Here is a 20,574-nt window from a genome sequence, read left to right as displayed (position 1 = left end):
GATGGTGCCCCCAGTAGGACTCGAACCTACGACCTGCGGATTAAAAGGTCAGTGATTCACCCCCTCCGACCGGCACTCGGGGCAGTCGCATGACGAGCGACCTGTACTGCCATGTGTGCGGCGAGTTCATCCGCTCGGTGTCGGGTTCACAGCCGCCGGTTCCGGTTCGGCATCAGTCATGTAACGGGTTGACCAACACTCAACCAACCGACATCCCCAATGTCCGGCCTGGGATAGTTGTTACGCATGTCAACTAATGTGACGATTGATCAGTGGGAGATCTTTCAGCACGGCACGCGCCGCTCAGACACGACAATCACCGAGCGCATCCGCGTGCTTGCGACTTTCGAGGCGGAGACCGGCGTCAACCCGGCCTATGCGCAACCACTCGACATCGTCCGGTGGTACGCCCTGCACGAGGAATGGTCGCCGGGGACCCACTACACCTACCACTCTTACCTCACCACATGGTTCAAATGGCTACAGCTCCAGGACATTCGGGTCGACAACCCCATGGTCAAGCTTGGCACGGTCAAGCAGCCGAAACGCAAACCACGGCCAGTCGCCGACACCCACCTGATCGCTCTGCTGAAGACGAACATGCATCACCGCACGAGAGTGATGATCCTGCTCGCCACACTCGCCGGCCTGCGGTGCATCGAGATCGCCAAGTTTCGCGGTGAAGACATGGACCTGCCTCGGGGCCGCATGCTCGTCCTCGGCAAGGGAGGGGACGAGAAGTGGGTGCCGCTACATCCGATCCTCGCGGCCACTGCAGAGACGATGCCGGTGCGTGGCTGGTGGTTCCCGTCGAACCGCACCAGGCCGGGGCAGCATGTCACACGTAAAAGCGTGTCGCAGAGCATCAGTGACGTGTTCCGGCGTGCGAACCTGCCGGGTTCTGCGCACCCACTGCGACACTGGTATGGCACCACACTGCTGGAGGGCGGAGCCGACATCAGAGTGGTGCAGGAGTTGATGCGGCACGGCTCGGTCACGTCGACACAGCAGTACACTGGCGTGACCGATATCCGCATGCGCGCCGCCGTCGAGAAACTCGACCTACACCGAGCCATCGCTTGACTGTTCGATGTGTTAAACATCACGCATGACGACTGTCTTTCAAGAAATGGCCGTGCTACAGCTACTCATCTTGCTTACGCTATGGGGCTTCGCGATCGACGTGGTGTACCGCCGAATCAGACACTCCAGATCGCAACGCCGCCAGACTACTGCGCCACCACAGCCTGAGGCCTCGAGCCAACGCAGCTGGCCGGTGGCCGCTTACATCGTTGCGGGCATAGCACTGTTCGCAGCGGCAATCGCTGTGCTCGCACTCATCGACGCATAGCCTTCTTGTGCACCCCAGGCGCGTGGTGCGTGTGACCTGTCATCGAGTGCGGGAGCGGACGGGGACACCGGATGCGACAGCCCCGTGCGCACGGGGTGTCCAATGATCACCGTCGCCGGAGTCGTACTCTGGCTTCAAGCGTTGCGGCGTGCCGCCGTTGCGGAGAAACATGTCGATGTCGTAACACTGCTCGATCTGATACGGACTCGACGACAGCCACGCGTTTACCGAAAGGCGCGCGGTTTCCTGATCGCCGGACGATGCCTGCCGTGGCGGGCTTGTAGTGCCGATGATGCGGGCGTTCGGATACAGCGAGCGAGCCTTGTTCACCACCACGCCATAGCTGCCCTTGGCTACTTCGATCGCTGCCGCGTCACCAGCACCGCCAGCAACGTCAGACGACAGCAGACCCATCAGCACGATCGCGTCGTAAACCATCGGGGTGGCGGCAGTGTCGTAGTGGGTCCACTTCGCCGAGCTGGCAGGGTAGTTCGCTGCCCACGATCCACCGACCGCGATCGATGCCGCCACACCGCCGTTCGCAAAAGCCCACTGATGCTGCCATGCATCGAGGTCGCCACGGTTCGTCGCCGCGACGACGTTCCCCGGCCCAGAAAGCGAGTTCGATACGACGAGAATCGTAGGAGCGTTGTCGTCTACGAAGCGGTACTCGATCCACGTATCAAAGAACGACTGATTCGGAGTGAACACGGCATTCGCGGCCTGCTGCGCTGCCCTGTCGCCGTCGTAACTGACGAAGTGACCGCCGCCGCCGAGAGCGATCGGAGTTTCCGCGCTGGGCATCGTGAACCCGGTCGAGAGCAGGTACCGCTTGTTCTTCGTGAGGGCGAAAGTGGCCGGGGTGATCCACGGCGTGACCTTTTCGACACCGTCGACCAACGTCGTCGGGGCGAGGATCTGAACCGGCGGTGCGACGAATGCGCCTGTCGGACCATCCGGTCCCATGACCGCTTCGCCGACGTACGCCTTGAACGCATCAATGGTCCCGACTGCATCGACCTCGCCGAGAAAGTTGCGGTTGCGGTAGTGCACTCTGAACTCAAGCCCGTCGAACGGGAGCGCGAAACCCTGGCGTGCGGTGAACGTCGCCGCACCCAGCGGCGACAGGGCTCCCGCATGATCGAATTGGAAGGCACCGGTCCGGGTAGCAGAGTCAGAAGCCGACTCGGGTAGGTCGGCCCACGGGGTGATGCCGTTGCCGATTTTCAGTGGCCCGTCAGGTAGCGCGTAACCTGGCTCGCCATCTGCAAGCGTCGGATTTGCTGCCGTCCACTCGGCCGTGCTCCCGCGCCTGAATTGAATGAGTGGCATTAGGGTGTTCCTCCATCTAGGGTGCCGCTTTGAGTGGGGTAGACCGGACCGCCGTCGACACCGGCGGACGCGGGCTTGAGATAGTCGGATTCGGGAATGACAACAGGGGGCAGCCAGTAGGCCTGCTCGCCGGTGGTGTCGAAGCGAATGTCGACCGACCACCGACCTGGCTGAATGTTGTGCTTGATCTGCCGAATGTGGCGGACTTGAGCGTCACCCTGGAACCGCACGACAACCGCGTCGAGCACCTCGAGGCGGGAGACGAGTCTGCGGTGCGCGTCGGTCGTCACCGGGAGCGTGATCGACCTCGGGCCGGACCGCTCGACGCTGTACTCGTCCAGGATGGCACTCGCCCATGCGGCGAAGTTCGAGCCGTAGTCACCTGACTCGATGTCGGTCCACTGTCCACTACCTCGCACCACGGGGAAGGAACGCGATGCAAGACCGTACGAGTCGATCGAGCCCTGCCGGCGATACTCGGCGGTTTGGATTCGGCTACTGATGGCACCGAGCTCCTTCGGTGGGTCCTCGGCGCCGACTGTGCGCTCGGTGAAGTCCGCAGAGTCGAGGAGATGTTCGGACACCCGTACAGCATTGATGAGTTCCGCACTGTCGGAACCGAATTCAAGATTGAGGGCGTAGTGCATGTCACCCTCGCCGGGGACATCTGATACGTCGAGAGCCACCTCGGCCGGCAGGGCCGAGAGCACCTCGAGGCGGTCTGTGCGGGTGAGACGCACAAACCCTTTGACTGCGTTGCGTGCCATGACCAGTGATTCCCATGCGGTGAGGCCGGCATCTTGATACGAGGGGAACACACCACCCCATGGGGGCAGCTCGCGTGCCGGGCCGGTGACTTCCGTGCCGTCGATCGTGGCTTCGACGCCGAGAGTGTTGAGGACGGGGGCGTATTCGGCGAGCGTGTTGAATGCGACCTTGGCGGTGGTGGCGGTGAGTTTGCCATAGCTGTCGTGCACGCCGATTTCGACCTGTGGACTGTGTCGACCGTCGTGCACTATCCGGCGGGTGCGAATCGTGCCGGCGGCGAGGACAGTGAACGCACCGTCTGGATGCAGCGCCAACATGCGGACACGGCGGCCGGCCTTCACCTTGTCCGGCACGTCGACGGAGTAGAGCCGAATGGTGTGGATGCCCAGATCGGCCTCGATCCGTTCGGTACCGATCCGCACCACGTGGTCGGTGATGTCCTCGTACGTCCACCGCCAGAGCCTGTTCTGCTCTTGGGTGAGGGTCTCCCATTGTTCCGCCGGCGGTAGTGCGGGAGCCGGTGGATTGGGCGTGACGATCAGGCGCAGCGGATCGGCTGTCGAGAGGGTGAACATGTTCGGCGTGCCGCCGAACAGCGTCGACCACCAGTTCGGGACAGTGTAGCTGGGGGACATCCATTCGCCGGTGGTCGCGGCACGGATAGCCACGGTCATGTGCACGCCGGTAACGCCGGCCGGGACCACCGCAGGCGAGGTAGCAGGGATCGTGATCAGGGTGTTCACGTACGACCAGAAGATCGACTCCGGTTGATACAGAACGTCATACGCGAGTAGCTCCACCGATTCGATAGAGACCTCGCCATACTCGTCCTCGTTACTCTTGACTCCCCACACCGACACTCGCACCCTCAACCCGGTGCGATCACCGTTGCTGTCGCGCTGCACCGGGTCACCGGACCGACGGATCGCGAACTGGCCGCTGTAGGTGACGTGGTCGCCAGGCTTGACCGGTGTCGGCATTTTGGTCTGAACGACGATCGGGCCGAGTGATCGACTCGACCGCTGGGTGATCGATACGTCCTTCACCATCTTGTCGAAGCCGCTGCCCTCGTATGTGACATCCAGGTCGACACCCGTGATCGCGCGGTCATCACGGTCGATCGGGAACATGCCGTAGCCGGTGATCGGTGCTGTCACAGGACGCAAGTCGGTAGCGTTGGGTAGGGCGAGAAGATCGCGCAAGACGATGCCGGCCGGTGGATAGGTGGCATCGACCATTCCGTCCGGCTGCCAGACACTCTCACGCTCGGTTTCGACCTGCACGGCGACCATCGTTGCGTCGGTGAATCTAGACATCGATCGACTTCCCGTTCTGCCCGACAGCAGATGCGTACGCACCGAGAACGGCTCTGACCTCGCGGCCGACCTTCACCGGGTCTGCCATGAGGCCGGCCTCGACGGTGACATAGACAGCCTGCTTGATGTCCATCCCACCGGACAATCCGATCGCCGGCACGAGGTCGTCATCGAACTCCTTGTACACATCGGCGGCGAGTGCCGCTGATGCCGCCACGAGGGCTCGGTGCTGCGACTGCATGCCTGCGATGAAACCGCCAACGAGGGCCTTGCCGTGCGGTATGAGCATGATTCTGTCTGCAGCAATTCCCTTGCGGCCCTTGTAGTGGCCCTTGTTCGCTGCGGCGACCGCACCGAGGTTCGCGGCGGCGGCAGCGACCGCGCCGGCCTGTGACGCGAGACCGGCGGCGAACGATGCACCAGCGGCGGCACCTTGTCCTGACAGGTCGACCGACACGCTCGATGCGGCAGCAGCCATTGTCGCTGCGGCCCCCGCTACGGCGCCGGCCGATCCAGCCAGGCCCGACGCGAACGATGCCCCGGCAGCGGCGCCCTGTCCTGACAGGTCGACACTCGCACTCGCCGTGTCAACCTTCACCGAGACTGGCACGGGTAGGGGCGGTGGGATGGTGATAGTCGGCAGGGTGACATTGAATGTGATCGGCACCGGTGGTGGTGGAGTCAACTGCAACGTCGGCTGCGTGACATCGAACGAGATCGGCACCGGCGGTGGCGGCGGCACGGTCACGGCACCGTCGACCTGAACGTCCACAGGCACAGGCACCGGCGACGGCGGTGGCGGTGCTGCCATTTCACCGGGCGTAATAGGCTGCTCGACCGGCGGGAGTGCGGCCGGCGACGGCATCTCACCGGGGACGAGGGGCTGCTCGATCGGAGGCAGGCTAGGTGCGAGTAGCCCATCGAAGATCGGTGTGAGGGTCTGTTCCATCGGAGGCAGTGGCGGCGGCACGGCGGGCATGACCGGCTCGATAGTCGCGGGAATCGTTGTGCCGTCAGGGAACAGAGATTCCAGTGGCGCACCGGCGAACTGCGGCGTGATGGAGACCGGAACGTCGAACGGCTTCTCCAGTCCCAGTTGCGAGAATATCGAGTTGATTTGACCCGGAAGTTTGTCGAACTGGAGGTTGTCGTCGACCCACTGGTTCAGGCTGAGGAAACCCTCTGTCATCCCGCTACCGACGTTGGTCAGAGCGGTGGTGAGGTCGGTGATTCCGGTCAGGGCGGTGTTGAGCTTCTCGCCGTCGATGTTGCCAAGGAAGTCGCCGAATGCATTCGAGGCGTCGGCCAGTCCACTCGTAAAGGTGGAGAAGTCAGTGTCACCAAGCTCGGAGACGAAATCGCTTATGCCGCCGGTGAATCCATCCAGTGCACCAGAGTCAAGGTAGGCCATCGTGTCGTTGAAGCGCTCACCCACACCGACGAGAGCGTCCCCTGCGCCACTGATGATGCCCGGCAGTGCGGAAAATACCCGTTGAGCGCCGGCCACGATCGCGGGGTCGCCGAGACTTTCAGCGAAGTCCCCGAACGCGGAGATGTACGACGGGATGTTGTCGATCAGGTTGTTGATGTGTGGCTCGGCGGCACCGAATGCCTTCTCCATTGCGGGGCCGACTTCGGCTGCAATTCGGGGCATTTCGCCGGATAGCTCGTCCACAAGGCGGGCAGCGCCGGCGGTCACGACATCGAGGCTCGGGCGGATCTGCTCGAACGCATCACCGACTGCGCCGGCCAGGGTGATCAGCGGCTCTTCGACGGGCTGAGCGATCTCCTGCATCGTGGAGACAACGTCGTCCTTCATGGTCGTGAAAGCAGACCTGACCTGCTCCGATGATGCGGCAGCAGCGATGGGGAGGGCAGCGAACGCGCCACCGATTCCCACAGATACAGCGCCGGCCGCTGCGGTGACAGCGCCCAGTGCTGCCGCAGTAGTGAAGATTCCCGCGCCGATCGCGCCTGAGGCGAGTACCCCGATCGCCGGCGCGAGAGCTGCGACCAACGGCAGCGCCGAGGACGCAGCACCGCCCATGGCGCCTACACCTCTACTGGCAGTCCTGGACGTCGAACCGAGAGTGATGGTGACGTCGTTCAAGGCTTCCATCGCGAGACGGAACGCGGCGAGCTCGGCGGCGGCAGTGGCTGTGTTGAGATCGAGATTGATCGAGACGCTACGCGGGACAGCGGCCACGAAGACTGCCAACTCGGCAGCGGCAGTGCTGGTATCGAGATCCAGCTTGATCGTGGCGTCCCCGCGCGAAGAGTCGAACGCGGCGAGCCCAGCCAAGGCACTGCCGGTGTCGAGCTCCACATCGATGTGAACCGTGCGATCGCGTAGCGCGGCCAGGTCGGCGCGCAGGCGAGCCAGTTGCGATGAGTCCACGTCGACGGTGGCGCGGACTGTGGCGTTGCGGATCGCAGCCATCTGCGCCTGCAAGCGCCGTAGTGCACCGTCGTCCACATCGACAGTGACCTTGGCGGTGGTGTTGCGGATCGACGCGAGCGATGCCTTGACCCGATCAATGGCCCGAAGCAGATCCTTCTCATGGCCCTTGATGTAGATGTCGACGGTGTTACTCGCCATTGCTCTCACCCTTCATTGTCAGTCCGAGCTGTGGGGGTGGAGGTGGCGGATTGTGGCCGAGGTCGAGGATGCGGCCGATCAGCTTCACGATGTAGGGCCGCGCTGTGAGCTTCCATGCGTACAGTTCGGTGTTTTCCGCTTCGAGGTCGTCGTTGCGTGTGGTGAGTGTGACGGCGTTGACGGACTCGACGCGATTCAGTGCGCCGACAACGGTGCCGACGCCGGCTGCAGCGGCACCAATGGCGGCAATGACGATCAGCGTGGCGGCGTTCACCTACTTCACCCCCAGTGCGGACCACAGCCTCGCTGCGGTGAAGTTGATGGCAGCGATTCCCATTGCGATGACACCGACGAGGATCGGTGACGGCGGTACGGATCGGATCGGGGCAAGGATCAGACACAGTCCGTAGAAGCCCCAGGCGGCGACGACGAGCCCGTGCGTGACGGCCAGACCGCGACGGCAGTAGGCGGCGCAACACAGTACTGCGCCGGCGAACGCGAACAGGAACGGCCACACCGGGAACAGATACTCGATGACGGCCACGATCGTCTCCTGCCCTGGCGGCAGCGGCCGGCGCACCAGTTGCTCGGGGCCGGCGTAGAGCGCACCGACGAGCAGGGTCAGCACGGCGATGGTGAGGGACAGGAACCGTGCGGCAGAGAGGACCGCTTTCCACTCGCGCATCAGCGTCCAATCTTGCGCTGCCCGAACGCGATCAGAGCCATCATGCCGGCAACAACAACTCCGCTTCCAAGGCCCTTCCAGTCGCCCAGGTCGAATACCTCAAAGCTATCGTCGCTCACCGCGTCGGCAGCGAACCCGAAGCTGCCGGCGAGCACGACAGCGATGACGCCCTGCACGGTGGTGCGCTTGGCTGCGGTACCCGGGGTCACCGGCTCACCGGCCGGTGGCACCTTGACCTTGTCCAACGGCTCACCCCGGTTCAGGGCCTTGGCGATGATCGGGGTCAGCTGCTCGAACCGAGCGTCGAGTTCAGGTCCGACGATCCGCATAACCTCCTTGGCAACGAGGTCGAGCGGTCCCTGCGGTGCGGTCATGACTTCTCTTCCATCAGTTGGGCTTCGGACGGCAGCTCGGTCCGAAGTAGGTAGCTCGCGGCGGCGGTGACGCCGGCTACGACACCGATCACCACCGCCGTCGCCAGTGTCTGCATCGCGAACCTCACAGTCCGAGCCTGGCGTGAGTCTCGGGGCCGGCGATCCCGTCGACCAGTAGGCCGGCGCGCTTCTGGAATTCGCGCACCACACCTTCGGTCGCCGGCCCGAAGTCGCCGTCGACCACAAGCCTCGCGTACAGCGGGTAGTCGCGGTTGAGGCGTGCCTGCAACCGGCGCACGGCCTCACCCTTCGAGCCTCGCAGCAGCAGCGTGGTGCCGCCCCCGACGCCGGGGTTGGGCACGACGACGGGGACGGGTGTGGGGGCGGTGTTTCCGTAGAGCCCGAACAGCCCAGCGCGTAGCTCGTTCTCGAAGTCGACGTAGGCGTCCATCGGCTTACCCTTGGCGACCTGGTAGTGCATCTCGTCCACCGGGTTGCCGCCCCAGCAGTCCCGTCCCCAGTCGATCAGACCGCGAAAATCGCGCTGTAGCGCTTTCACTTCCGTCACCATTCCACGTGCCATGCGGTACACGCGGAATGGGTACTTGTTCCAGTTTAGGTCGATTGCGGTGCCGGACACGTGATTCGAGGTGCGGACACTGTTCGTGGGTGTCCAACCGCCCTCGTCGCGAGCACCGCCGTCCAGCGGTTCGATCTCCCGGTTGTACATGCCAGCGAACGCGGCGAGGACGAATCCGCATGCGTGCCAGTGGAGCGGGAGGACGATGTTCGTCCCGACGATGGCACGCATCGTGGGATTGCCGATCTGAGCCCAGCCGTTCTCTGTGGTGACCATTACTTCCGTCTCCTCGCTCGTTTGTTGGCGAACGCGATGAACTCGGTGCGTTCGAGCACTGTCAGGTCGTAGAAGACGGAGGGCGGTTGGCCGGTCAGCATGCAGAACACGGCGAGCCTCTTCGCCTGCGACTTCGCTAGATTTCGGGCTGCTCTTTTGGGTCGGTGTCCTCGGTCTCCTGACCGGTGGCGCGCTTGGCGGCGATGTACGAGGTGTTGTCGAGATACTCCTCGTAGCCGGCATCTTCCTGCTGTCCCCAGTTCTTGACCTGCTCGGGGTGCAGTCCCAGGACATAGCCGATCGCAAACGTCAGGTCGAAGCCGCGCGACTTGTCCAGTGGTGCACCGGTGAGGTGCTCGACGCGACGGACCTGGCGTCCGGTGAGGTTGTCGAGTGTGTCGTTGAAGCTCATAGTCCTGCTGCCTCTTTCTTTTTGATGATTTCGCGTTCGATGTCGTCTCTTGCCCAACGGCGTTGGGCTTCGAGGGTGATGAACATGAACGGGTACGGGGTCTGTGGGTCCCAGCGAGTGCCGGAGTGGTTCATCTCGACATAGATGCCGCCACCGTGCGATTTGTACGAGCCGTTGCCGGCCTTGGCCCACATCTGCATGTTTGACGCTTTGGCGCGGATCGAGGCTTTGGTCTTTCCGCCGTAGACCGGGGCAAGGAACCTCGCCATGATGAAGGTCCGCTCGCGTATCCGGTCGAATGCCGGCCGCAGCTGCCGCGAGGTGCGACGGAACGCGGTGAGCTTGTCCAGCAGAGGTCGAACACCGTCGACCTCTGCTGTGACCTTCATCCTGGCCATGGGTTAGGCCGTGACCCGCTCGGGTACGCCGTCCACTTCCCACTCGAACTCGAACTCGAACGGCTCGTTGACCTCACCACCGAGACCAGGCTTGCGCGAGATACGCACGTCACCGGAGAAGTGAGGCTGCTCTGCGGTCGGCACCTCGTTCCCGTATGGCGCGCACACGAACGGAACCGTCGTCCCGGAGTTGAGCCAGGCATACGTCCAGAACGAGTCGGCAGCGAAGTCCTGAAAACCGGTGCCGCGCAGGAACCACTTGTCAGTGTCGCCGGACGAGTACGCGGCGAACGTGAGGAACTCGTTGTCCTCGCTGTCGTCCGGCTCGATGCGGAGATCCTTGGCGTGAGCGTTCCACTCTTCGGTGCCGATCAGGATGGACAGGTTCTGCCCTTTGGTGAAAGCCATGTCAGTCCTCTTTTTTCATGTTGATAGCGATGGACGCCGTGATCTCGGCACCCAGATTGGGGTTGTCGCCCTTCTCGAACATGGGTGAATTGACCTCTATGCCAGTCATTCCCGGCTGAATGGCCATCACTGCCTTGGTCACCATGTCTTCGAGGGCCTTGCGTACTTCGTCGGCGGTGCCTCGGCCGGCGATGATCTGGACGAGCCAGTTCGTCATGTAGGGCTTGCCATGGGAGACGCCGGCAACCTGGGTTTCGATGTGGGGGACAGCGGGGCAGACGATGACGACAGGCGGTACCACCTGTTTGATCTCCCAGCCCTGCACGCGGAGGCCGGCCTGCTCCAGAGAGTCGACAATCTCGTGTCGTGCTTGTGCGAGGTTCATATGAAACTCACGTACCTGCGTGCCTGGCGCATGATCACGTGCAGCGGATCGCGCGAGGATCGGGTCTGTCTCGTGTTCCCGAACGGGTCGGTGCTCGGGCTCGGGCCGTTGGAAGCGTCGAAGAGTTCCGCACCGACGAGCAGGTACCACCGCTTCAGGCTGGCAGTCGGGATTGGCCGCATCGGCTCCCGGCAGAAGTCGTCCACCTGCTCGATGGCGCTGTTCAGGTCTCGCGTGAGCTGGTCGAGAACGTCGGGGCCGGCGTTGACGAACAGGCGGAACTCCTCGACGGACGGCACAGCGGGAGCGTTGGCGCTCTCGGGTGTGCCGCCGTCGACGGAACCGCTTGCAGGGGTTGTCATTACGGTGCCGGCCAGGTGAGCGCGGTCATGCCCTTGGGCTGCTCGGAGTAGATACCCTGGTAGCCGTAGACGCTGAAGTCCTTCGTGAGGTTGATGATGTTCTCGTCCTGGAGCGAGAACGGAGCGCCGGCGGATTCCATCGACGTGATCGCGTCACGCGAGGACACGCGGAACGTGTCCGGAGGGAGCCGGTCACCGACGACGCCGGGAAGGCCGGCGATGTTGAAACCGATCTCGACGTTGTCGGTCTGACTGATGTTGGCGCTGCCCCACGTGTTCTGTCCGTCGCCGTTGACGCCGAAGACCGGGCGACCGGTCGCATCCTCCAGTAGGGCGATGTCCTTGTAGACATCGAAGCTGCACACGATGAGGTCGGCGCGCAGTCCCTTGGCGTTCTCGATAATCGCCTGCTTGGCGTCGAGCGTGGCGCCGATCCACTCTGCGGCGGTCGCCGGCTTCGCACCCAGGGGGATGGTGTTGACGCCCTCCGCGCCGAGGGGCAGTGCAAGCATGAAGGCCTGCACGTAGTTCTCGTACGCTTCGGCGTACTGAATGCCCATCCATCGGAGGCCGGCGTCGAGGATCGGCACCTTGGACCGCTCGATGGCCTGGCGGCTGAAGCTGGTGTAGCCGCCGACCGTACGGACGGTACCGCTGTCGGTACCGATCTCGATCTCCAGGTAGCCGAGGTCGTCGCCTTCAAGTGCCTGGACGGTGAGCGCGCCTGCTTCGGCGATGATCTTGGCGTACTCGAAGCTGGTGCCGTCCGGCGGCAGGGACTCGCGGGAGAACATGGTCGACAGCGGCCGGCTGCGGTTGGTGAGGCGTAGCTGCTTCTCCAGCCATGCCGGCTGCACGACGCCATCTGCCATGACCTGGCCCTCGTAGGCGCGGGTCTCGATGCGCAGCGATTCCAGCTCGTCGTTGACCGAGCGAATCTCTTCGATCGCGTCGGTGTCGCCGCGCAGCATCGCCTTGAGTAGTTCGCCGCCGGTGCGGACCTTGAACTCGCGGCGGCCGCGTGTCTGTTCACCTCCGCCGTCTTCGAGTACTCCGATGCGGCGGATCATCTCGGCGTTGTCGGTGCGGAGCTGGGTGACCTCGGGGTCGTCCTTGATGCCGGCGGCGACGAGGCGTGCGAGCTCTTCGGGGTCCATACGCTTATCCTGTTCTGTTGCAGCGCTTCTCACGCTTTCGATGGCCGCGCCCTTGTAGGCGGGAACTTCTGTGATGGACACTTCGCGCAGTGCCGCTTTGGTGCGGACGAGCACGCCGTCTCGCGTCTCGTGGGTACCGGGGAGGAACCCGACCGAGAAGTACTTCAGGACGCCGTCTCGGGCCAGTTCGAGCACCTCGTCACCGCGTGCAGTGTTCGCGATACGGCACTCGACGTAGTAGCCCTCGGGCCGGTTCTTGCCGGATATGACTGTGCCGACCGGTAGCTCGCCCCGTGTCTTCCATCCATGGTTGGCGTGGACGGTGGCGGGCGCGTCGTCCGCGAACACGCCCTGCGCGAACGATTCCCGGTAGCTGCCGGACTGGGTGCGGATTTCGGCGACCTGCCCGAAGGGGACTGCGATGCCGGAGATGATGCGGGTCTGCTCGTCCACGACGCCGATAGCAGCGGTGCGGATTTCGACCTCGGTGTCGACAGCGGCGGTGCGAGTCTCGATCAAGCGGGCGTCGATGACGGCCTGGCGCACGAAGCAGTCCTTCGCCTCCAGCAGCTTACGGAGGCCGGCCGACAGTTCGGGGCCGGAACCTAGAGTGCCGGCCATCTGGTCTGCCAAGTACTGGATGGGGTTCGCGACTTCCTGGAGGTGGGCGGGGAGGTGCGAGTACTCGAACAGGTCGAGCAAGTGCTGGATGGCGGGGTGGTGTGTCATGCGGTGATCCTCAGTCGGTACCAGCGGCGGATTTGTTCTGCGGTCCAGTCGGGGCGCTCGTCGGCGGTGGCGCGTTCGAGGCACGTCGCGAGGCCGGGATCGAGCAGGATGATCTCTGCGCCGGCGCGGCGGTACTGGGCTTGCATCATTCGGGTGGGGTCGGTGTCGATGACCCATGCGTTCTCGACGCGGCCCATGAGTATCTGTGCGATGGCTGCGGATCGAGCGGCCTGGACGACGCGGCGCATCGGGAGCGGGGTGTCGTGGTGTCCGATCGAGCCGAACGCTTTCGCGAGGGCGTCGAAGTCGACGATGGTGTCACCGGGAGCTGCGTTCTCGGTGATGTAGGTGGACTTGCCGGCGCATGGCGGGCCGACTATGACGCGGATCATGCGTCGATCTCCTTCGGCTGGTCGAGGCGCTCGGAGGCAACCTGCTTCGGGGCCGGCGGTGCGTCACCGTCCGGGAGCGGTTCGAGCCCGTCGCGAGCTCGTAGCTCGTTCGGGGTGCGGGTGCGGTTCTGAACGTTGGCGGTGTCGACTTCGGCGCGGGTTTTCGAGTCCATGCGCAGCAGGCCGGTTTCGTCCAGCTCGACCTTGTTGCCGCGCGGTATCACGTCGGTGAGTCCGCGCTCGAACGCATTCATGTACTTGGCTAGCGTGGCCACGAGATACTGAAGTGTGGATTGTTCGAGGTTCTGATACGTGCGAGACTCGGTGCCGCCGGGGACGAGTAGATCGAAAGCTGGTGTGCCACAGATACGTACGATTCGTCTGTCGATGGCATCCTGCACCTCGAGCATCTGCGCGTCGGCGGGCTTGAGTTGGATTGCGTCGTAGCTGAGGCCGGCGGCGAGGACGACGGATTGCCCACGGTGCGAGCGCAGGAAGTTGTTCCACCGGCTCTGGAGTTCGTCCTGTTCCGTCGCACTCAGGTGCAGGTCGGTGTTCAGTGTGCCGGACGGGACGTTGCTGGAGTCGAACCACTCGCGCTGAAACTCGGCCAGCGTCAATGCTGCTCGCAGCTCTGCCTGTGCGAGCTGGCGGGGGCCGATACCGCGAGGCTCACCGGTGATGGCGGTGTGCTTCTTGTGGATGACGCGAGAGCGGGGGATCGCGCGGCCCAGGTGACCGTAGCGAACTCGACCCCAGGTGCCATCGGGGAGCCTCTCGCGGACGATGGTCATCTCGTGCGGTGCGACCGGAATCAGGTTGACCGTCTGCGGATCACCGACTCGGAGCCAGATGAATTCGCCGTGCAGGAATAGGTCGTTAACCGTCGACTGCACGAACTCCTCGTAGTCCATATCGAGGTTCGGCTGCGAGACGATGGAGGGGAACTCGCGGGCATCGGGAAGGATCAGCCGCCGGCGGGCATCGCGCACCGTCGCCGGCATCGAGGACATCATCGTATTCGTCTGGTCCATCGACCGGGAGAACGCGGACACCTTGAGCGCTTCGCGCCATGTCACGCCGAGTTCTGTTCTGGGAGGCGGTATTACACCAGCCAGTGGCGAGTCACCACCAGCCGAACCGACCGAGCCCGTGCGGGTCTCGATCTGGTCGCCCAGCCCGAAGAATCTCTTGATTGCGTTCATTGCTGGGGAACGCTAATGCCATCCGTGTGATTCTCATGCGGTGGTTTTCGAGAAAATGGTCAGAGGAGAGACGACCGGCTGCTGCTGCTCGGCCATGAAAACGCCCATGACCGTGGCATACATCGCGTCGATGTCGCCCAAAGATTTGTTCATATCGATGATCACGCCCTGGCCGGCATTGACGGTCACCGTCTTCGTCAACTGTGTCGCCAGTTCCTTTTGGCCGGCATGCTTCGCGCGACCATCCTTGATCATCGAGTGCACCGTCGAGGTGGCGTTCGCGATGTTCCCTCGGGTCATATATTCCGCCGGCAGGTGGTGCGTCTTATCGAGCGCGAGAATCGTGGGCTTCATCGTCTCGGAGTCGGTGACGAACTTGTCGACCCTGACCTTACGGCTCAGTTGCACAAGCTTTTTCAGCAGCAGCTCGTCGTTGCCGAACGTGATCGTACCGATGAGCTGCGTGTAGACGACGCCGTTGTACTTGGTCGACGCGACGATCGAGATGTAGTTCCACGTCCGGCGAGAGCGCGCGAACGAGATAATCAGCGGTTGCTTCCGCGCGGCAGCGGGGATCGGGCCGTACTCGCCGGCCAGCCACGCAGGCATGGGCATCCAAATGTTCTCCACGGACACGAACTCGTTCCGGCGGTACCGCCGGAACGATGCCTCCAGCATGTTCTTCCCACGGCGCACTTCGTCCGCGAGATCGAGCCGGCCCGACGCGATCGCAGGGTTTGCCTGGATGAGCGCCTGCGGATCGTAGAGGGGAAGGTTCGGATCGGCCTCCCACAGGAAGAATCCGAACCTCGGGTCGTGCCCCTCTTCCTTCGCTGCGGCGGCGCGTCCGATGCGGTACAGCAACTTGAGTAGCGCCGAGTTGTCGTCGCCGGCCGTCGTGAATCCGGCGACGAGCGCCTTCGGTTGCGCCGATGCACCGAGCGTGAGTGCGTCCCACGCCTCGGACATGAGCAGATGCAGCTCGTCCAGCAGCATGAGACAGCCAGAGAATCCCTGCAACCCGTCGCCGTCACCAGCCGCCTTGACAACGTACGTCGCTGGTTTCTTCAAGTTCCGCGACTTGATGCCGCTGCGGTCGGTGGTTTTGAACCGTTTCCGTAGCAGCGGAACGTTGTCCACGCAGTAGCGGACCTTCGCGTACAGGTTCTTGGCCTGCTCCACGACGGCTGCGATCGAGATCACCTCGGGCGCTCGGGGCACCATCAAGATCAGGCCGTACAGCGCCATGACCGCACCGAGCACGGTCTTGCCGTTCTGCCGGCCCATCGACACGACAACCTGCTGATAGACGAGGTTGCCGGCGAGGCGGGCGTCCGGATAGTCCTCGGGGTACTTCTGGAGGATCTCGCGAATCAACCACTTCTGCCACGCGTCGAGGCGCAGCTCGTCGCCGGCCGCGAACCGGAACACCTTCTCCGAGAGGCGGATGAGCTTGTCGCCCTCAGAGTAGTCAGGGTGCTCGATCGGCTGCGTGTAGACGCGAGGAAGCCAGGGCGGCACCTCATCAACCCAGTCCTCGCGATACTCTTCCGGCAGAACGATCGTCGGAAGCGTCGAGCTGTCCATCAGATGGCGGCGATCTCGGCGTCGAAGTCGTCCTCGTCCTCATCCTCGGCGGGCTTGCACTTGCGTAGCTCGGAGAACAGCATCCGAAATTCCATCGTCAGACCGGCCGGCAGAGCCTGCTTCGCCGCCACTTTCAGATCCAGGAGCCGCGCAATGTGCAGCAGAGACGCAAGATACGGAGCCTCCGAGTCACTCACCCACAGGTTCGCAGCCAGGAACGTCGTGATCGAATCCTCGTACGACTCGTTCAGCACATACCCCACGACGACCTCCATTCATTCATGCATGAGCTATGCATCCCATTCGCCGATCATGCATGACGTCATGCATAAAATACAGCGTCCATTCATCCCATCATGCGGAACTCGACCTCCGGAGGGCTCGGGGGGTGTAAATCCAGGGAGCCCCTCGGTGTCAACCGCCCCCTTTGCAAAAACGAGCACTGCTCTCGTAGCGACATTCATCCACGATTATGCATGACCATTCATTCGAATCATGCATGGTAATGAATGACCATGCATGCATGATATACACGCACATGAATAGACATGCTTGACGCACCCATGCGTGTCAAGGCATCCTTGACACGTGAAGCGACCAATGGACACAGCCGAATACATCACCTTCGTACGCCGCATCATCAGAGCAGCAGGGCGCAGGGCAGGCACCGACATAGAGTCACTGCCACACCTCATCGCACTACGCACCGCGCTGGATGAACAGATCGCACAAGCAGTCACATCAGTACGCACCGACGGGTACAGCTGGGCCGACGTAGCCCAGCGCACAGGCGGCACACGCCAAGCCGCACAGCAACGCTGGGGATAGACACACTCGGCGACACTCATGCGCTCGCCCCGAAGAAATCAGGATCGAACCACGTGTGTCTGCCATCGGCCTCTACCTTGCCGCCCTTGCTGCGGTTGCACGGCAAGCACAGCAACTGAAGGTTGTCCAGCTCGTGCACCTTCACGATGTGCCACGGCACGACGTGGTCGATCTCGCACCGGTCATCGCTACCGCACTTGCGGCACACATAGCCGTCACGCGCACGCACCGCCTTGATCATGTCGTCCGGTATCGGGGGACGCCTATCACTAGCCATAGAGAGCTACCTCGATCAGCAGCCGCCGAGCCGCATGAGTGTTCTTGTTGTCATGGTCAGGTGGTATGGGCACACCGGCCCACACCATGCCGAGAGCGTGATGCTTGAGCGCGCGACGAGCACACTGGGCCATGCCAGGGCAGCCAGCGCACAACCGCTTGGCAGCCTCACGCTTCGTACGCCACTGCCCACCAGGCACATTCGCATACTCGTACTCATCAGCACGCCCCCGACACCGACTCATTGCGGACTGTTGTCTAGAACGAAGTCCGTGGCCAAGTCGTTCATCTCCACAAGGAGACTGCCAACACAAGTCAGACAGCAGTCACACGCTGCCACCATTCGCTTCGCCAGCTCTCGACTACGGTCTAGATACTCGCCGCCGCTCATCCCTCGACCGCCGGATCTTCGATGACGACAGGCTCGCTGTACCCCCACGACATCGAGGACAAGACATTGCCCTCCGCATCAGCAACCTCAGTCGTGATCATGCCCCGCACCGCATCGAACACCACTGACGCATAACGACCATCCAAGCCATCAAGCGGAATGAACTGGCCGGCCATCAGTGGGCCGCCTGGCGTTCGCCGCAGCCGAAGCACACGTCGGGGTCGTCGTAGATCATCGGCTTAAACAGGGCACAGGCCGTAGACACGATCTTGCCCTTGCTCACTTCGACTGCGAGCATGTCCGCGCCGTCCTGGGCGACGACGTGCAGCAGCTCCTCGCTCGCAGCCTCCAACCCCTTGCGCGCCGCGACGATCGAGCCGAGAGCCGACGTGACTGCCCACCGGTGAGGATCAGTCAAATCGAGTCGATCGAGTAGATGCCGGCCAGCCGCTTCCAGCACGGTCGCCGGCGCCATCATGTCGGACACCTGGAACGTGACCGCATCCAACAGTGTCGCTACATCTTTGTCCATCAGAACAGCACTCCATCTTCAGGTTTGGGTTCAGGTGGCCGGGTGACCACATGATCGGAGCCGCACAACGTGAGGCCGCGTGCATACCTGGCAGCAGCGGCCAGGTAGAGATCCGCCTCGGGAAGGTGCACGACTTCGCACCGAATCAGCGGCGTGCAGTGGGTATTCGCGAGAACAACCGTGTCCCGATTCAAAGCATTGGTCGTGACGACGAACGAGGCCGTCTCGGGACGATCACCCTCATTCACGGACAAGGCGAGATCGTGGTTCTCGCAAAACTTCTCAACCGCCTTGCGAATGATCTTCGATCGTGAGTACAGCTTCACCACCAGTTGCGTCTGTTTCATCTTCGTTCGTCTCTTTTCGGTTCCGTTGCACCCGTTCGGCTCTCAGCGTTGCGCTGAGAGCCCTAGACGCCTCGTTGAGGGAGTAGAGGGAGTTGGGAGGGCAGGGCGTACCCCGTACCGCGATGGAACGAGATCACCCAAGCCGATCTCCTCGCGTCGGTCGCGTCGGTCATCGGTCGGTTGGTGTGAACGCAAGCGCGGGAATTACTCGGCTTGCCGGGACTGGGATATTTCGAGTGCCTGATACGCCTGCAACGGCGCTCCTGCCCGAGTCCGCCTTAACCAGGTCAGACACTCGAATCGGGAGGGTGCAGTGGCCCCTCTAACGGGCGACGACTACGCGAGCTAGGCGCATCACCCGTACATGCAGATCCACGGGCGCAGGGACAGGCTCACGCGGTCATGGAGGGACGGCCTCACCCCCATCGTCCAAGTACGTCACGGGGTAGGCGGGAGAGTTCATCAAGTACGTCACGGGGTAGGCGGGAGAGTTCGTATCGACACGGCAGTCCCGACAGATATGCGGAACCGGAACGATGCGATTGCGACTGAAGGGACGCTCGCATACGTCGCAGATCGCGCGCCTGAGGTGGTCGCCGTGATCGATCATGACGACGGCGTACTGAATTCGAAGGGCTTGAGAGAGTGGAGCTCGTAGATGTTCAGATGGCTTGCACCGAGCGCATACGCCTCGACCAGGGCCGTCTCCGCAGCGGCGCGACTGGCGTACACAGATCCAATCCAGTCCAACTCCACATGGCCAGCCGGATTCTCCTCACCGAGCACGTAGCCGACAGCGAGCTGCCGGGCGGTCATCGCGCAACACATCGGCGCAGCGGGACCAGGTGAGGGCCTCGGATACCCAGCACAACGGGCACGTCCTCGTTGCCAGCCCACCACTGGTCAATATCAATTCCGCGATCCAGCGCCACCGAGTACGGGCACTCGCGCAAATCGATCCCACTGTCGACGCACCGGCGAGAATGCAGGATGTACACACGCTGCTCGGCAGAGACCGCACGACCGTAGTGGAGGTTGCGCGTGCGGGGCGCACCAACAATCTGCTCGATCTGGTCGGCGGAAACGATCTCGCTCATCCGCGACCACCGGCCAACAGGTACAGCCCAATCAGGCCGTAAACGGAAGCGGAGCTGAGCGCGAACGGCAGCACCCACGACACCAGGACGATGCCGAGCCACCGCCTGACTCGCCCCGTGGGCCACTGTGGGCGGTCGGTCGGGGTCACGTATGGCACACGGCTCTTCATGCCGACACCGCCGGTTTCACGAGGGCGTCGACATCAGCTGGGTCGTACAAGCGCGGACCGGTGGTGCCGGGTGCCTTGTGGATGGGCTCTAGTCGGCCGCTCACGGCCCAACGCTGAAGGGTGGAACGGCTGATGCGTAGTCGCTCACAGACCTCGGCAGCGCCGATGAGTTCTGTTTCCATATTGGTGATAGTTGCCCATTTGGGCAGGTTTCGCAAGAAAGACGCGAATGTTCTTGACTTGCTGCATGTCAGTGCATGTGGTTAAGCTTGCCCAAACAGTCAGAATGAAGGGATGGGGGAAGCCGTGAGCGAGCAGACATACGAACGCGCGGGCGACGTACCGGACTGGTCGACCGCCGACCGGCTGGAGAAGGCGCGCAGGCACGCGGGCTTGAGTCAGGACGAGCTGGCCGAGCGCCTGGGGATGAGCCGGCGGACGGTCGGGTCATACGAGGCCGGCGTGCGCGACCCGAAGCGTCCGATCCTTATCGCGTGGTCGATGGCGACCGGCGTCAATTTGACCTGGCTGGAGACGGGACAGGCTCCAGTGCCGTCCGATCCGGACGGTGATGGTGCCCCCAGTAGGACTCGAACCTACGACCTGCGGATTAAAAG

31 protein-coding genes are annotated in these 20,574 nt (G+C 63.1%); 4 read left to right on the top strand and 27 right to left on the bottom strand.

The annotated features are described in order from the left end of the window. Positions 1-246 precede the first annotated feature (246 nt). Positions 247-1,083 carry a tyrosine-type recombinase/integrase gene (locus KVY23_RS24060; protein ID WP_230558466.1) on the top strand — a complete coding sequence of 279 codons (837 nt, stop codon included), beginning with the start codon at positions 247-249 and terminating at the stop codon, positions 1,081-1,083. A gap of 25 nt (positions 1,084-1,108) precedes the next feature. Continuing rightward, complete coding sequence (locus KVY23_RS24055) at positions 1,109-1,351, top strand: hypothetical protein (RefSeq protein ID WP_230558465.1); 243 nt, start codon at positions 1,109-1,111, stop codon at positions 1,349-1,351. Positions 1,352-1,390: 39 nt separating this feature from the next. Here KVY23_RS24055 and KVY23_RS24050 read toward each other — a convergent pair whose 3' ends face one another. The 18 genes from KVY23_RS24050 to KVY23_RS23965 form a co-directional block, all read right to left on the bottom strand. Further along, positions 1,391-2,683 (bottom strand): hypothetical protein, encoded by a 1,293-nt coding sequence (locus KVY23_RS24050; RefSeq protein WP_230558464.1) that lies wholly within the window; start codon positions 2,681-2,683, stop codon positions 1,391-1,393. Beyond that, positions 2,683-4,767 (bottom strand): hypothetical protein, encoded by a 2,085-nt coding sequence (locus tag KVY23_RS24045; RefSeq protein WP_230558463.1) that lies wholly within the window; start codon positions 4,765-4,767, stop codon positions 2,683-2,685. Before KVY23_RS24045 ends, KVY23_RS24050 begins: the two co-directional genes overlap by 1 nt. Beyond that, positions 4,760-7,366 carry a hypothetical protein gene (locus KVY23_RS24040; protein WP_230558462.1) on the bottom strand — a complete coding sequence of 869 codons (2,607 nt, stop codon included), beginning with the start codon at positions 7,364-7,366 and terminating at the stop codon, positions 4,760-4,762. The genes KVY23_RS24045 and KVY23_RS24040 overlap by 8 nt, the downstream gene beginning before the upstream one ends. Further along, positions 7,356-7,640, bottom strand: a complete 285-nt coding sequence (locus tag KVY23_RS24035; RefSeq protein WP_230558461.1) for a hypothetical protein — start codon at positions 7,638-7,640, stop codon at positions 7,356-7,358. The genes KVY23_RS24040 and KVY23_RS24035 overlap by 11 nt, the downstream gene beginning before the upstream one ends. After that, complete coding sequence (locus KVY23_RS24030) at positions 7,641-8,051, bottom strand: hypothetical protein (RefSeq protein WP_230558460.1); 411 nt, start codon at positions 8,049-8,051, stop codon at positions 7,641-7,643. It lies immediately after the preceding gene. Beyond that, positions 8,051-8,425 (bottom strand): hypothetical protein, encoded by a 375-nt coding sequence (locus KVY23_RS24025; protein WP_230558459.1) that lies wholly within the window; start codon positions 8,423-8,425, stop codon positions 8,051-8,053. Before KVY23_RS24025 ends, KVY23_RS24030 begins: the two co-directional genes overlap by 1 nt. After that, on the bottom strand, positions 8,422-8,553 hold the full coding sequence (locus tag KVY23_RS25065; protein ID WP_268995396.1) for a hypothetical protein: 132 nt from the start codon (positions 8,551-8,553) through the stop codon (positions 8,422-8,424). Before KVY23_RS25065 ends, KVY23_RS24025 begins: the two co-directional genes overlap by 4 nt. Beyond that, positions 8,550-9,281, bottom strand: a complete 732-nt coding sequence (locus tag KVY23_RS25230) for a peptidoglycan-binding protein (protein WP_374108764.1) — start codon at positions 9,279-9,281, stop codon at positions 8,550-8,552. Before KVY23_RS25230 ends, KVY23_RS25065 begins: the two co-directional genes overlap by 4 nt. Before the next feature lie 136 nt (positions 9,282-9,417). Next, positions 9,418-9,693: a hypothetical protein gene (locus KVY23_RS24010; protein WP_230558458.1), complete on the bottom strand. Its 276-nt coding sequence runs from the start codon at positions 9,691-9,693 to the stop codon at positions 9,418-9,420. Then, positions 9,690-10,082, bottom strand: coding sequence for a hypothetical protein (locus tag KVY23_RS24005; RefSeq protein WP_230558457.1), 393 nt, complete (start codon positions 10,080-10,082; stop codon positions 9,690-9,692). Before KVY23_RS24005 ends, KVY23_RS24010 begins: the two co-directional genes overlap by 4 nt. Before the next feature lie 12 nt (positions 10,083-10,094). Next, positions 10,095-10,499 carry a hypothetical protein gene (locus KVY23_RS24000; protein WP_230558456.1) on the bottom strand — a complete coding sequence of 135 codons (405 nt, stop codon included), beginning with the start codon at positions 10,497-10,499 and terminating at the stop codon, positions 10,095-10,097. 1 nt (position 10,500) lies between these two features. Next, complete coding sequence (locus KVY23_RS23995; RefSeq protein WP_230558455.1) at positions 10,501-10,884, bottom strand: hypothetical protein; 384 nt, start codon at positions 10,882-10,884, stop codon at positions 10,501-10,503. After that, positions 10,881-11,246 (bottom strand): hypothetical protein, encoded by a 366-nt coding sequence (locus KVY23_RS23990; protein ID WP_230558454.1) that lies wholly within the window; start codon positions 11,244-11,246, stop codon positions 10,881-10,883. The genes KVY23_RS23995 and KVY23_RS23990 overlap by 4 nt, the downstream gene beginning before the upstream one ends. Then, positions 11,246-13,132: an HK97 family phage prohead protease gene (locus KVY23_RS23985; protein ID WP_230558453.1), complete on the bottom strand. Its 1,887-nt coding sequence runs from the start codon at positions 13,130-13,132 to the stop codon at positions 11,246-11,248. The genes KVY23_RS23990 and KVY23_RS23985 overlap by 1 nt, the downstream gene beginning before the upstream one ends. Further along, positions 13,129-13,524: an ATP-binding protein gene (locus KVY23_RS23980; RefSeq protein ID WP_230558452.1), complete on the bottom strand. Its 396-nt coding sequence runs from the start codon at positions 13,522-13,524 to the stop codon at positions 13,129-13,131. The genes KVY23_RS23985 and KVY23_RS23980 overlap by 4 nt, the downstream gene beginning before the upstream one ends. Next, positions 13,521-14,729, bottom strand: coding sequence for a phage portal protein (locus KVY23_RS23975; RefSeq protein ID WP_230558451.1), 1,209 nt, complete (start codon positions 14,727-14,729; stop codon positions 13,521-13,523). The genes KVY23_RS23980 and KVY23_RS23975 overlap by 4 nt, the downstream gene beginning before the upstream one ends. Before the next feature lie 33 nt (positions 14,730-14,762). After that, positions 14,763-16,316 (bottom strand): terminase large subunit domain-containing protein, encoded by a 1,554-nt coding sequence (locus tag KVY23_RS23970; protein ID WP_230558450.1) that lies wholly within the window; start codon positions 16,314-16,316, stop codon positions 14,763-14,765. Beyond that, positions 16,316-16,579, bottom strand: a complete 264-nt coding sequence (locus KVY23_RS23965; RefSeq protein WP_230558449.1) for a hypothetical protein — start codon at positions 16,577-16,579, stop codon at positions 16,316-16,318. Before KVY23_RS23965 ends, KVY23_RS23970 begins: the two co-directional genes overlap by 1 nt. 325 nt (positions 16,580-16,904) lie before the next feature. Here KVY23_RS23965 and KVY23_RS23960 point away from each other — a divergent pair, with 325 nt between their 5' ends. Further along, on the top strand, positions 16,905-17,144 hold the full coding sequence (locus KVY23_RS23960; protein ID WP_230558448.1) for a hypothetical protein: 240 nt from the start codon (positions 16,905-16,907) through the stop codon (positions 17,142-17,144). A gap of 16 nt (positions 17,145-17,160) precedes the next feature. On the opposite strand, the gene KVY23_RS23955 is transcribed toward KVY23_RS23960, so the two are convergent. From KVY23_RS23955 to KVY23_RS23920, 9 genes are all read right to left on the bottom strand, one after another. After that, a complete protein-coding gene (locus KVY23_RS23955) occupies positions 17,161-17,421 on the bottom strand; it encodes an HNH endonuclease (protein WP_230558447.1) in 261 nt (86 codons plus the stop codon). Then, the gene (locus tag KVY23_RS25340; protein ID WP_374108763.1) at positions 17,414-17,665 is read right to left on the bottom strand and encodes a WhiB family transcriptional regulator; all 252 of its coding nucleotides are present in this window, start codon (positions 17,663-17,665) and stop codon (positions 17,414-17,416) included. The genes KVY23_RS23955 and KVY23_RS25340 overlap by 8 nt, the downstream gene beginning before the upstream one ends. Before the next feature lie 142 nt (positions 17,666-17,807). Continuing rightward, on the bottom strand, positions 17,808-17,987 hold the full coding sequence (locus KVY23_RS23950; RefSeq protein WP_230558446.1) for a hypothetical protein: 180 nt from the start codon (positions 17,985-17,987) through the stop codon (positions 17,808-17,810). After that, positions 17,987-18,343: a hypothetical protein gene (locus KVY23_RS23945; RefSeq protein ID WP_230558445.1), complete on the bottom strand. Its 357-nt coding sequence runs from the start codon at positions 18,341-18,343 to the stop codon at positions 17,987-17,989. The genes KVY23_RS23950 and KVY23_RS23945 overlap by 1 nt, the downstream gene beginning before the upstream one ends. Further along, positions 18,343-18,690, bottom strand: coding sequence for a hypothetical protein (locus tag KVY23_RS23940; RefSeq protein ID WP_230558444.1), 348 nt, complete (start codon positions 18,688-18,690; stop codon positions 18,343-18,345). The genes KVY23_RS23945 and KVY23_RS23940 overlap by 1 nt, the downstream gene beginning before the upstream one ends. Before the next feature lie 606 nt (positions 18,691-19,296). Further along, complete coding sequence (locus KVY23_RS23935) at positions 19,297-19,506, bottom strand: hypothetical protein (protein WP_230558443.1); 210 nt, start codon at positions 19,504-19,506, stop codon at positions 19,297-19,299. Continuing rightward, complete coding sequence (locus tag KVY23_RS23930; RefSeq protein WP_230558442.1) at positions 19,503-19,787, bottom strand: hypothetical protein; 285 nt, start codon at positions 19,785-19,787, stop codon at positions 19,503-19,505. The genes KVY23_RS23935 and KVY23_RS23930 overlap by 4 nt, the downstream gene beginning before the upstream one ends. Then, positions 19,784-19,957, bottom strand: coding sequence for a hypothetical protein (locus tag KVY23_RS23925; protein WP_230558441.1), 174 nt, complete (start codon positions 19,955-19,957; stop codon positions 19,784-19,786). The genes KVY23_RS23930 and KVY23_RS23925 overlap by 4 nt, the downstream gene beginning before the upstream one ends. Further along, positions 19,954-20,139, bottom strand: coding sequence for a helix-turn-helix domain-containing protein (locus KVY23_RS23920; protein ID WP_230558440.1), 186 nt, complete (start codon positions 20,137-20,139; stop codon positions 19,954-19,956). The genes KVY23_RS23925 and KVY23_RS23920 overlap by 4 nt, the downstream gene beginning before the upstream one ends. A 124-nt stretch (positions 20,140-20,263) precedes the next feature. On the opposite strand from KVY23_RS23920, the gene KVY23_RS23915 reads away from it, so the two are divergent. Beyond that, positions 20,264-20,574: helix-turn-helix transcriptional regulator (locus tag KVY23_RS23915; RefSeq protein WP_230558439.1), on the top strand; the 311-nt coding region annotated here is incomplete at its 3' end.

Source organism: Rhodococcus sp. I2R, from assembly GCF_020889545.1.
GTDB lineage: Bacteria > Actinomycetota > Actinomycetes > Mycobacteriales > Mycobacteriaceae > Rhodococcoides.
Note: the sequence above shows the minus strand (reverse complement) of the source record. Positions and strands in the feature narration are given on the sequence as shown.

Bases quoted from the DNA above. Each gene is read 5' to 3' on its own strand.
- KVY23_RS24040 (WP_230558462.1), bottom strand. From the start codon at position 7,366: ATGGCGAGTAACACCGTCGACATCTACATCAAGGGCCATGAGAAGGAT.
- KVY23_RS23925 (WP_230558441.1), bottom strand. From the start codon at position 19,957: ATGAAGAGCCGTGTGCCATACGTGACCCCGACCGACCGCCCACAGTGG.
- KVY23_RS23980 (WP_230558452.1), bottom strand. From the start codon at position 13,524: ATGATCCGCGTCATAGTCGGCCCGCCATGCGCCGGCAAGTCCACCTAC.
- KVY23_RS23955 (WP_230558447.1), bottom strand. From the start codon at position 17,421: ATGGCTAGTGATAGGCGTCCCCCGATACCGGACGACATGATCAAGGCG.
- KVY23_RS24010 (WP_230558458.1), bottom strand. From the start codon at position 9,693: ATGAGCTTCAACGACACACTCGACAACCTCACCGGACGCCAGGTCCGT.
- KVY23_RS23975 (WP_230558451.1), bottom strand. From the start codon at position 14,729: ATGAACGCAATCAAGAGATTCTTCGGGCTGGGCGACCAGATCGAGACC.
- KVY23_RS23930 (WP_230558442.1), bottom strand. From the start codon at position 19,787: ATGAGCGAGATCGTTTCCGCCGACCAGATCGAGCAGATTGTTGGTGCG.
- KVY23_RS24030 (WP_230558460.1), bottom strand. From the start codon at position 8,051: ATGCGCGAGTGGAAAGCGGTCCTCTCTGCCGCACGGTTCCTGTCCCTC.
- KVY23_RS23995 (WP_230558455.1), bottom strand. From the start codon at position 10,884: ATGAACCTCGCACAAGCACGACACGAGATTGTCGACTCTCTGGAGCAG.
- KVY23_RS23940 (WP_230558444.1), bottom strand. From the start codon at position 18,690: ATGAAACAGACGCAACTGGTGGTGAAGCTGTACTCACGATCGAAGATC.
- KVY23_RS24025 (WP_230558459.1), bottom strand. From the start codon at position 8,425: ATGACCGCACCGCAGGGACCGCTCGACCTCGTTGCCAAGGAGGTTATG.
- KVY23_RS24045 (WP_230558463.1), bottom strand. From the start codon at position 4,767: ATGTCTAGATTCACCGACGCAACGATGGTCGCCGTGCAGGTCGAAACC.
- KVY23_RS23935 (WP_230558443.1), bottom strand. From the start codon at position 19,506: ATGACCGCCCGGCAGCTCGCTGTCGGCTACGTGCTCGGTGAGGAGAAT.
- KVY23_RS23920 (WP_230558440.1), bottom strand. From the start codon at position 20,139: ATGGAAACAGAACTCATCGGCGCTGCCGAGGTCTGTGAGCGACTACGC.
- KVY23_RS24050 (WP_230558464.1), bottom strand. From the start codon at position 2,683: ATGCCACTCATTCAATTCAGGCGCGGGAGCACGGCCGAGTGGACGGCA.
- KVY23_RS23950 (WP_230558446.1), bottom strand. From the start codon at position 17,987: ATGGCCGGCCAGTTCATTCCGCTTGATGGCTTGGATGGTCGTTATGCG.
- KVY23_RS23970 (WP_230558450.1), bottom strand. From the start codon at position 16,316: ATGGACAGCTCGACGCTTCCGACGATCGTTCTGCCGGAAGAGTATCGC.
- KVY23_RS24005 (WP_230558457.1), bottom strand. From the start codon at position 10,082: ATGAAGGTCACAGCAGAGGTCGACGGTGTTCGACCTCTGCTGGACAAG.
- KVY23_RS23985 (WP_230558453.1), bottom strand. From the start codon at position 13,132: ATGACACACCACCCCGCCATCCAGCACTTGCTCGACCTGTTCGAGTAC.
- KVY23_RS24000 (WP_230558456.1), bottom strand. From the start codon at position 10,499: ATGGCTTTCACCAAAGGGCAGAACCTGTCCATCCTGATCGGCACCGAA.
- KVY23_RS24060 (WP_230558466.1), top strand. From the start codon at position 247: ATGTCAACTAATGTGACGATTGATCAGTGGGAGATCTTTCAGCACGGC.
- KVY23_RS24055 (WP_230558465.1), top strand. From the start codon at position 1,109: ATGACGACTGTCTTTCAAGAAATGGCCGTGCTACAGCTACTCATCTTG.
- KVY23_RS25230 (WP_374108764.1), bottom strand. From the start codon at position 9,281: ATGGTCACCACAGAGAACGGCTGGGCTCAGATCGGCAATCCCACGATG.
- KVY23_RS23990 (WP_230558454.1), bottom strand. From the start codon at position 11,246: ATGACAACCCCTGCAAGCGGTTCCGTCGACGGCGGCACACCCGAGAGC.
- KVY23_RS25340 (WP_374108763.1), bottom strand. From the start codon at position 17,665: ATGAGTCGGTGTCGGGGGCGTGCTGATGAGTACGAGTATGCGAATGTG.
- KVY23_RS23945 (WP_230558445.1), bottom strand. From the start codon at position 18,343: ATGGACAAAGATGTAGCGACACTGTTGGATGCGGTCACGTTCCAGGTG.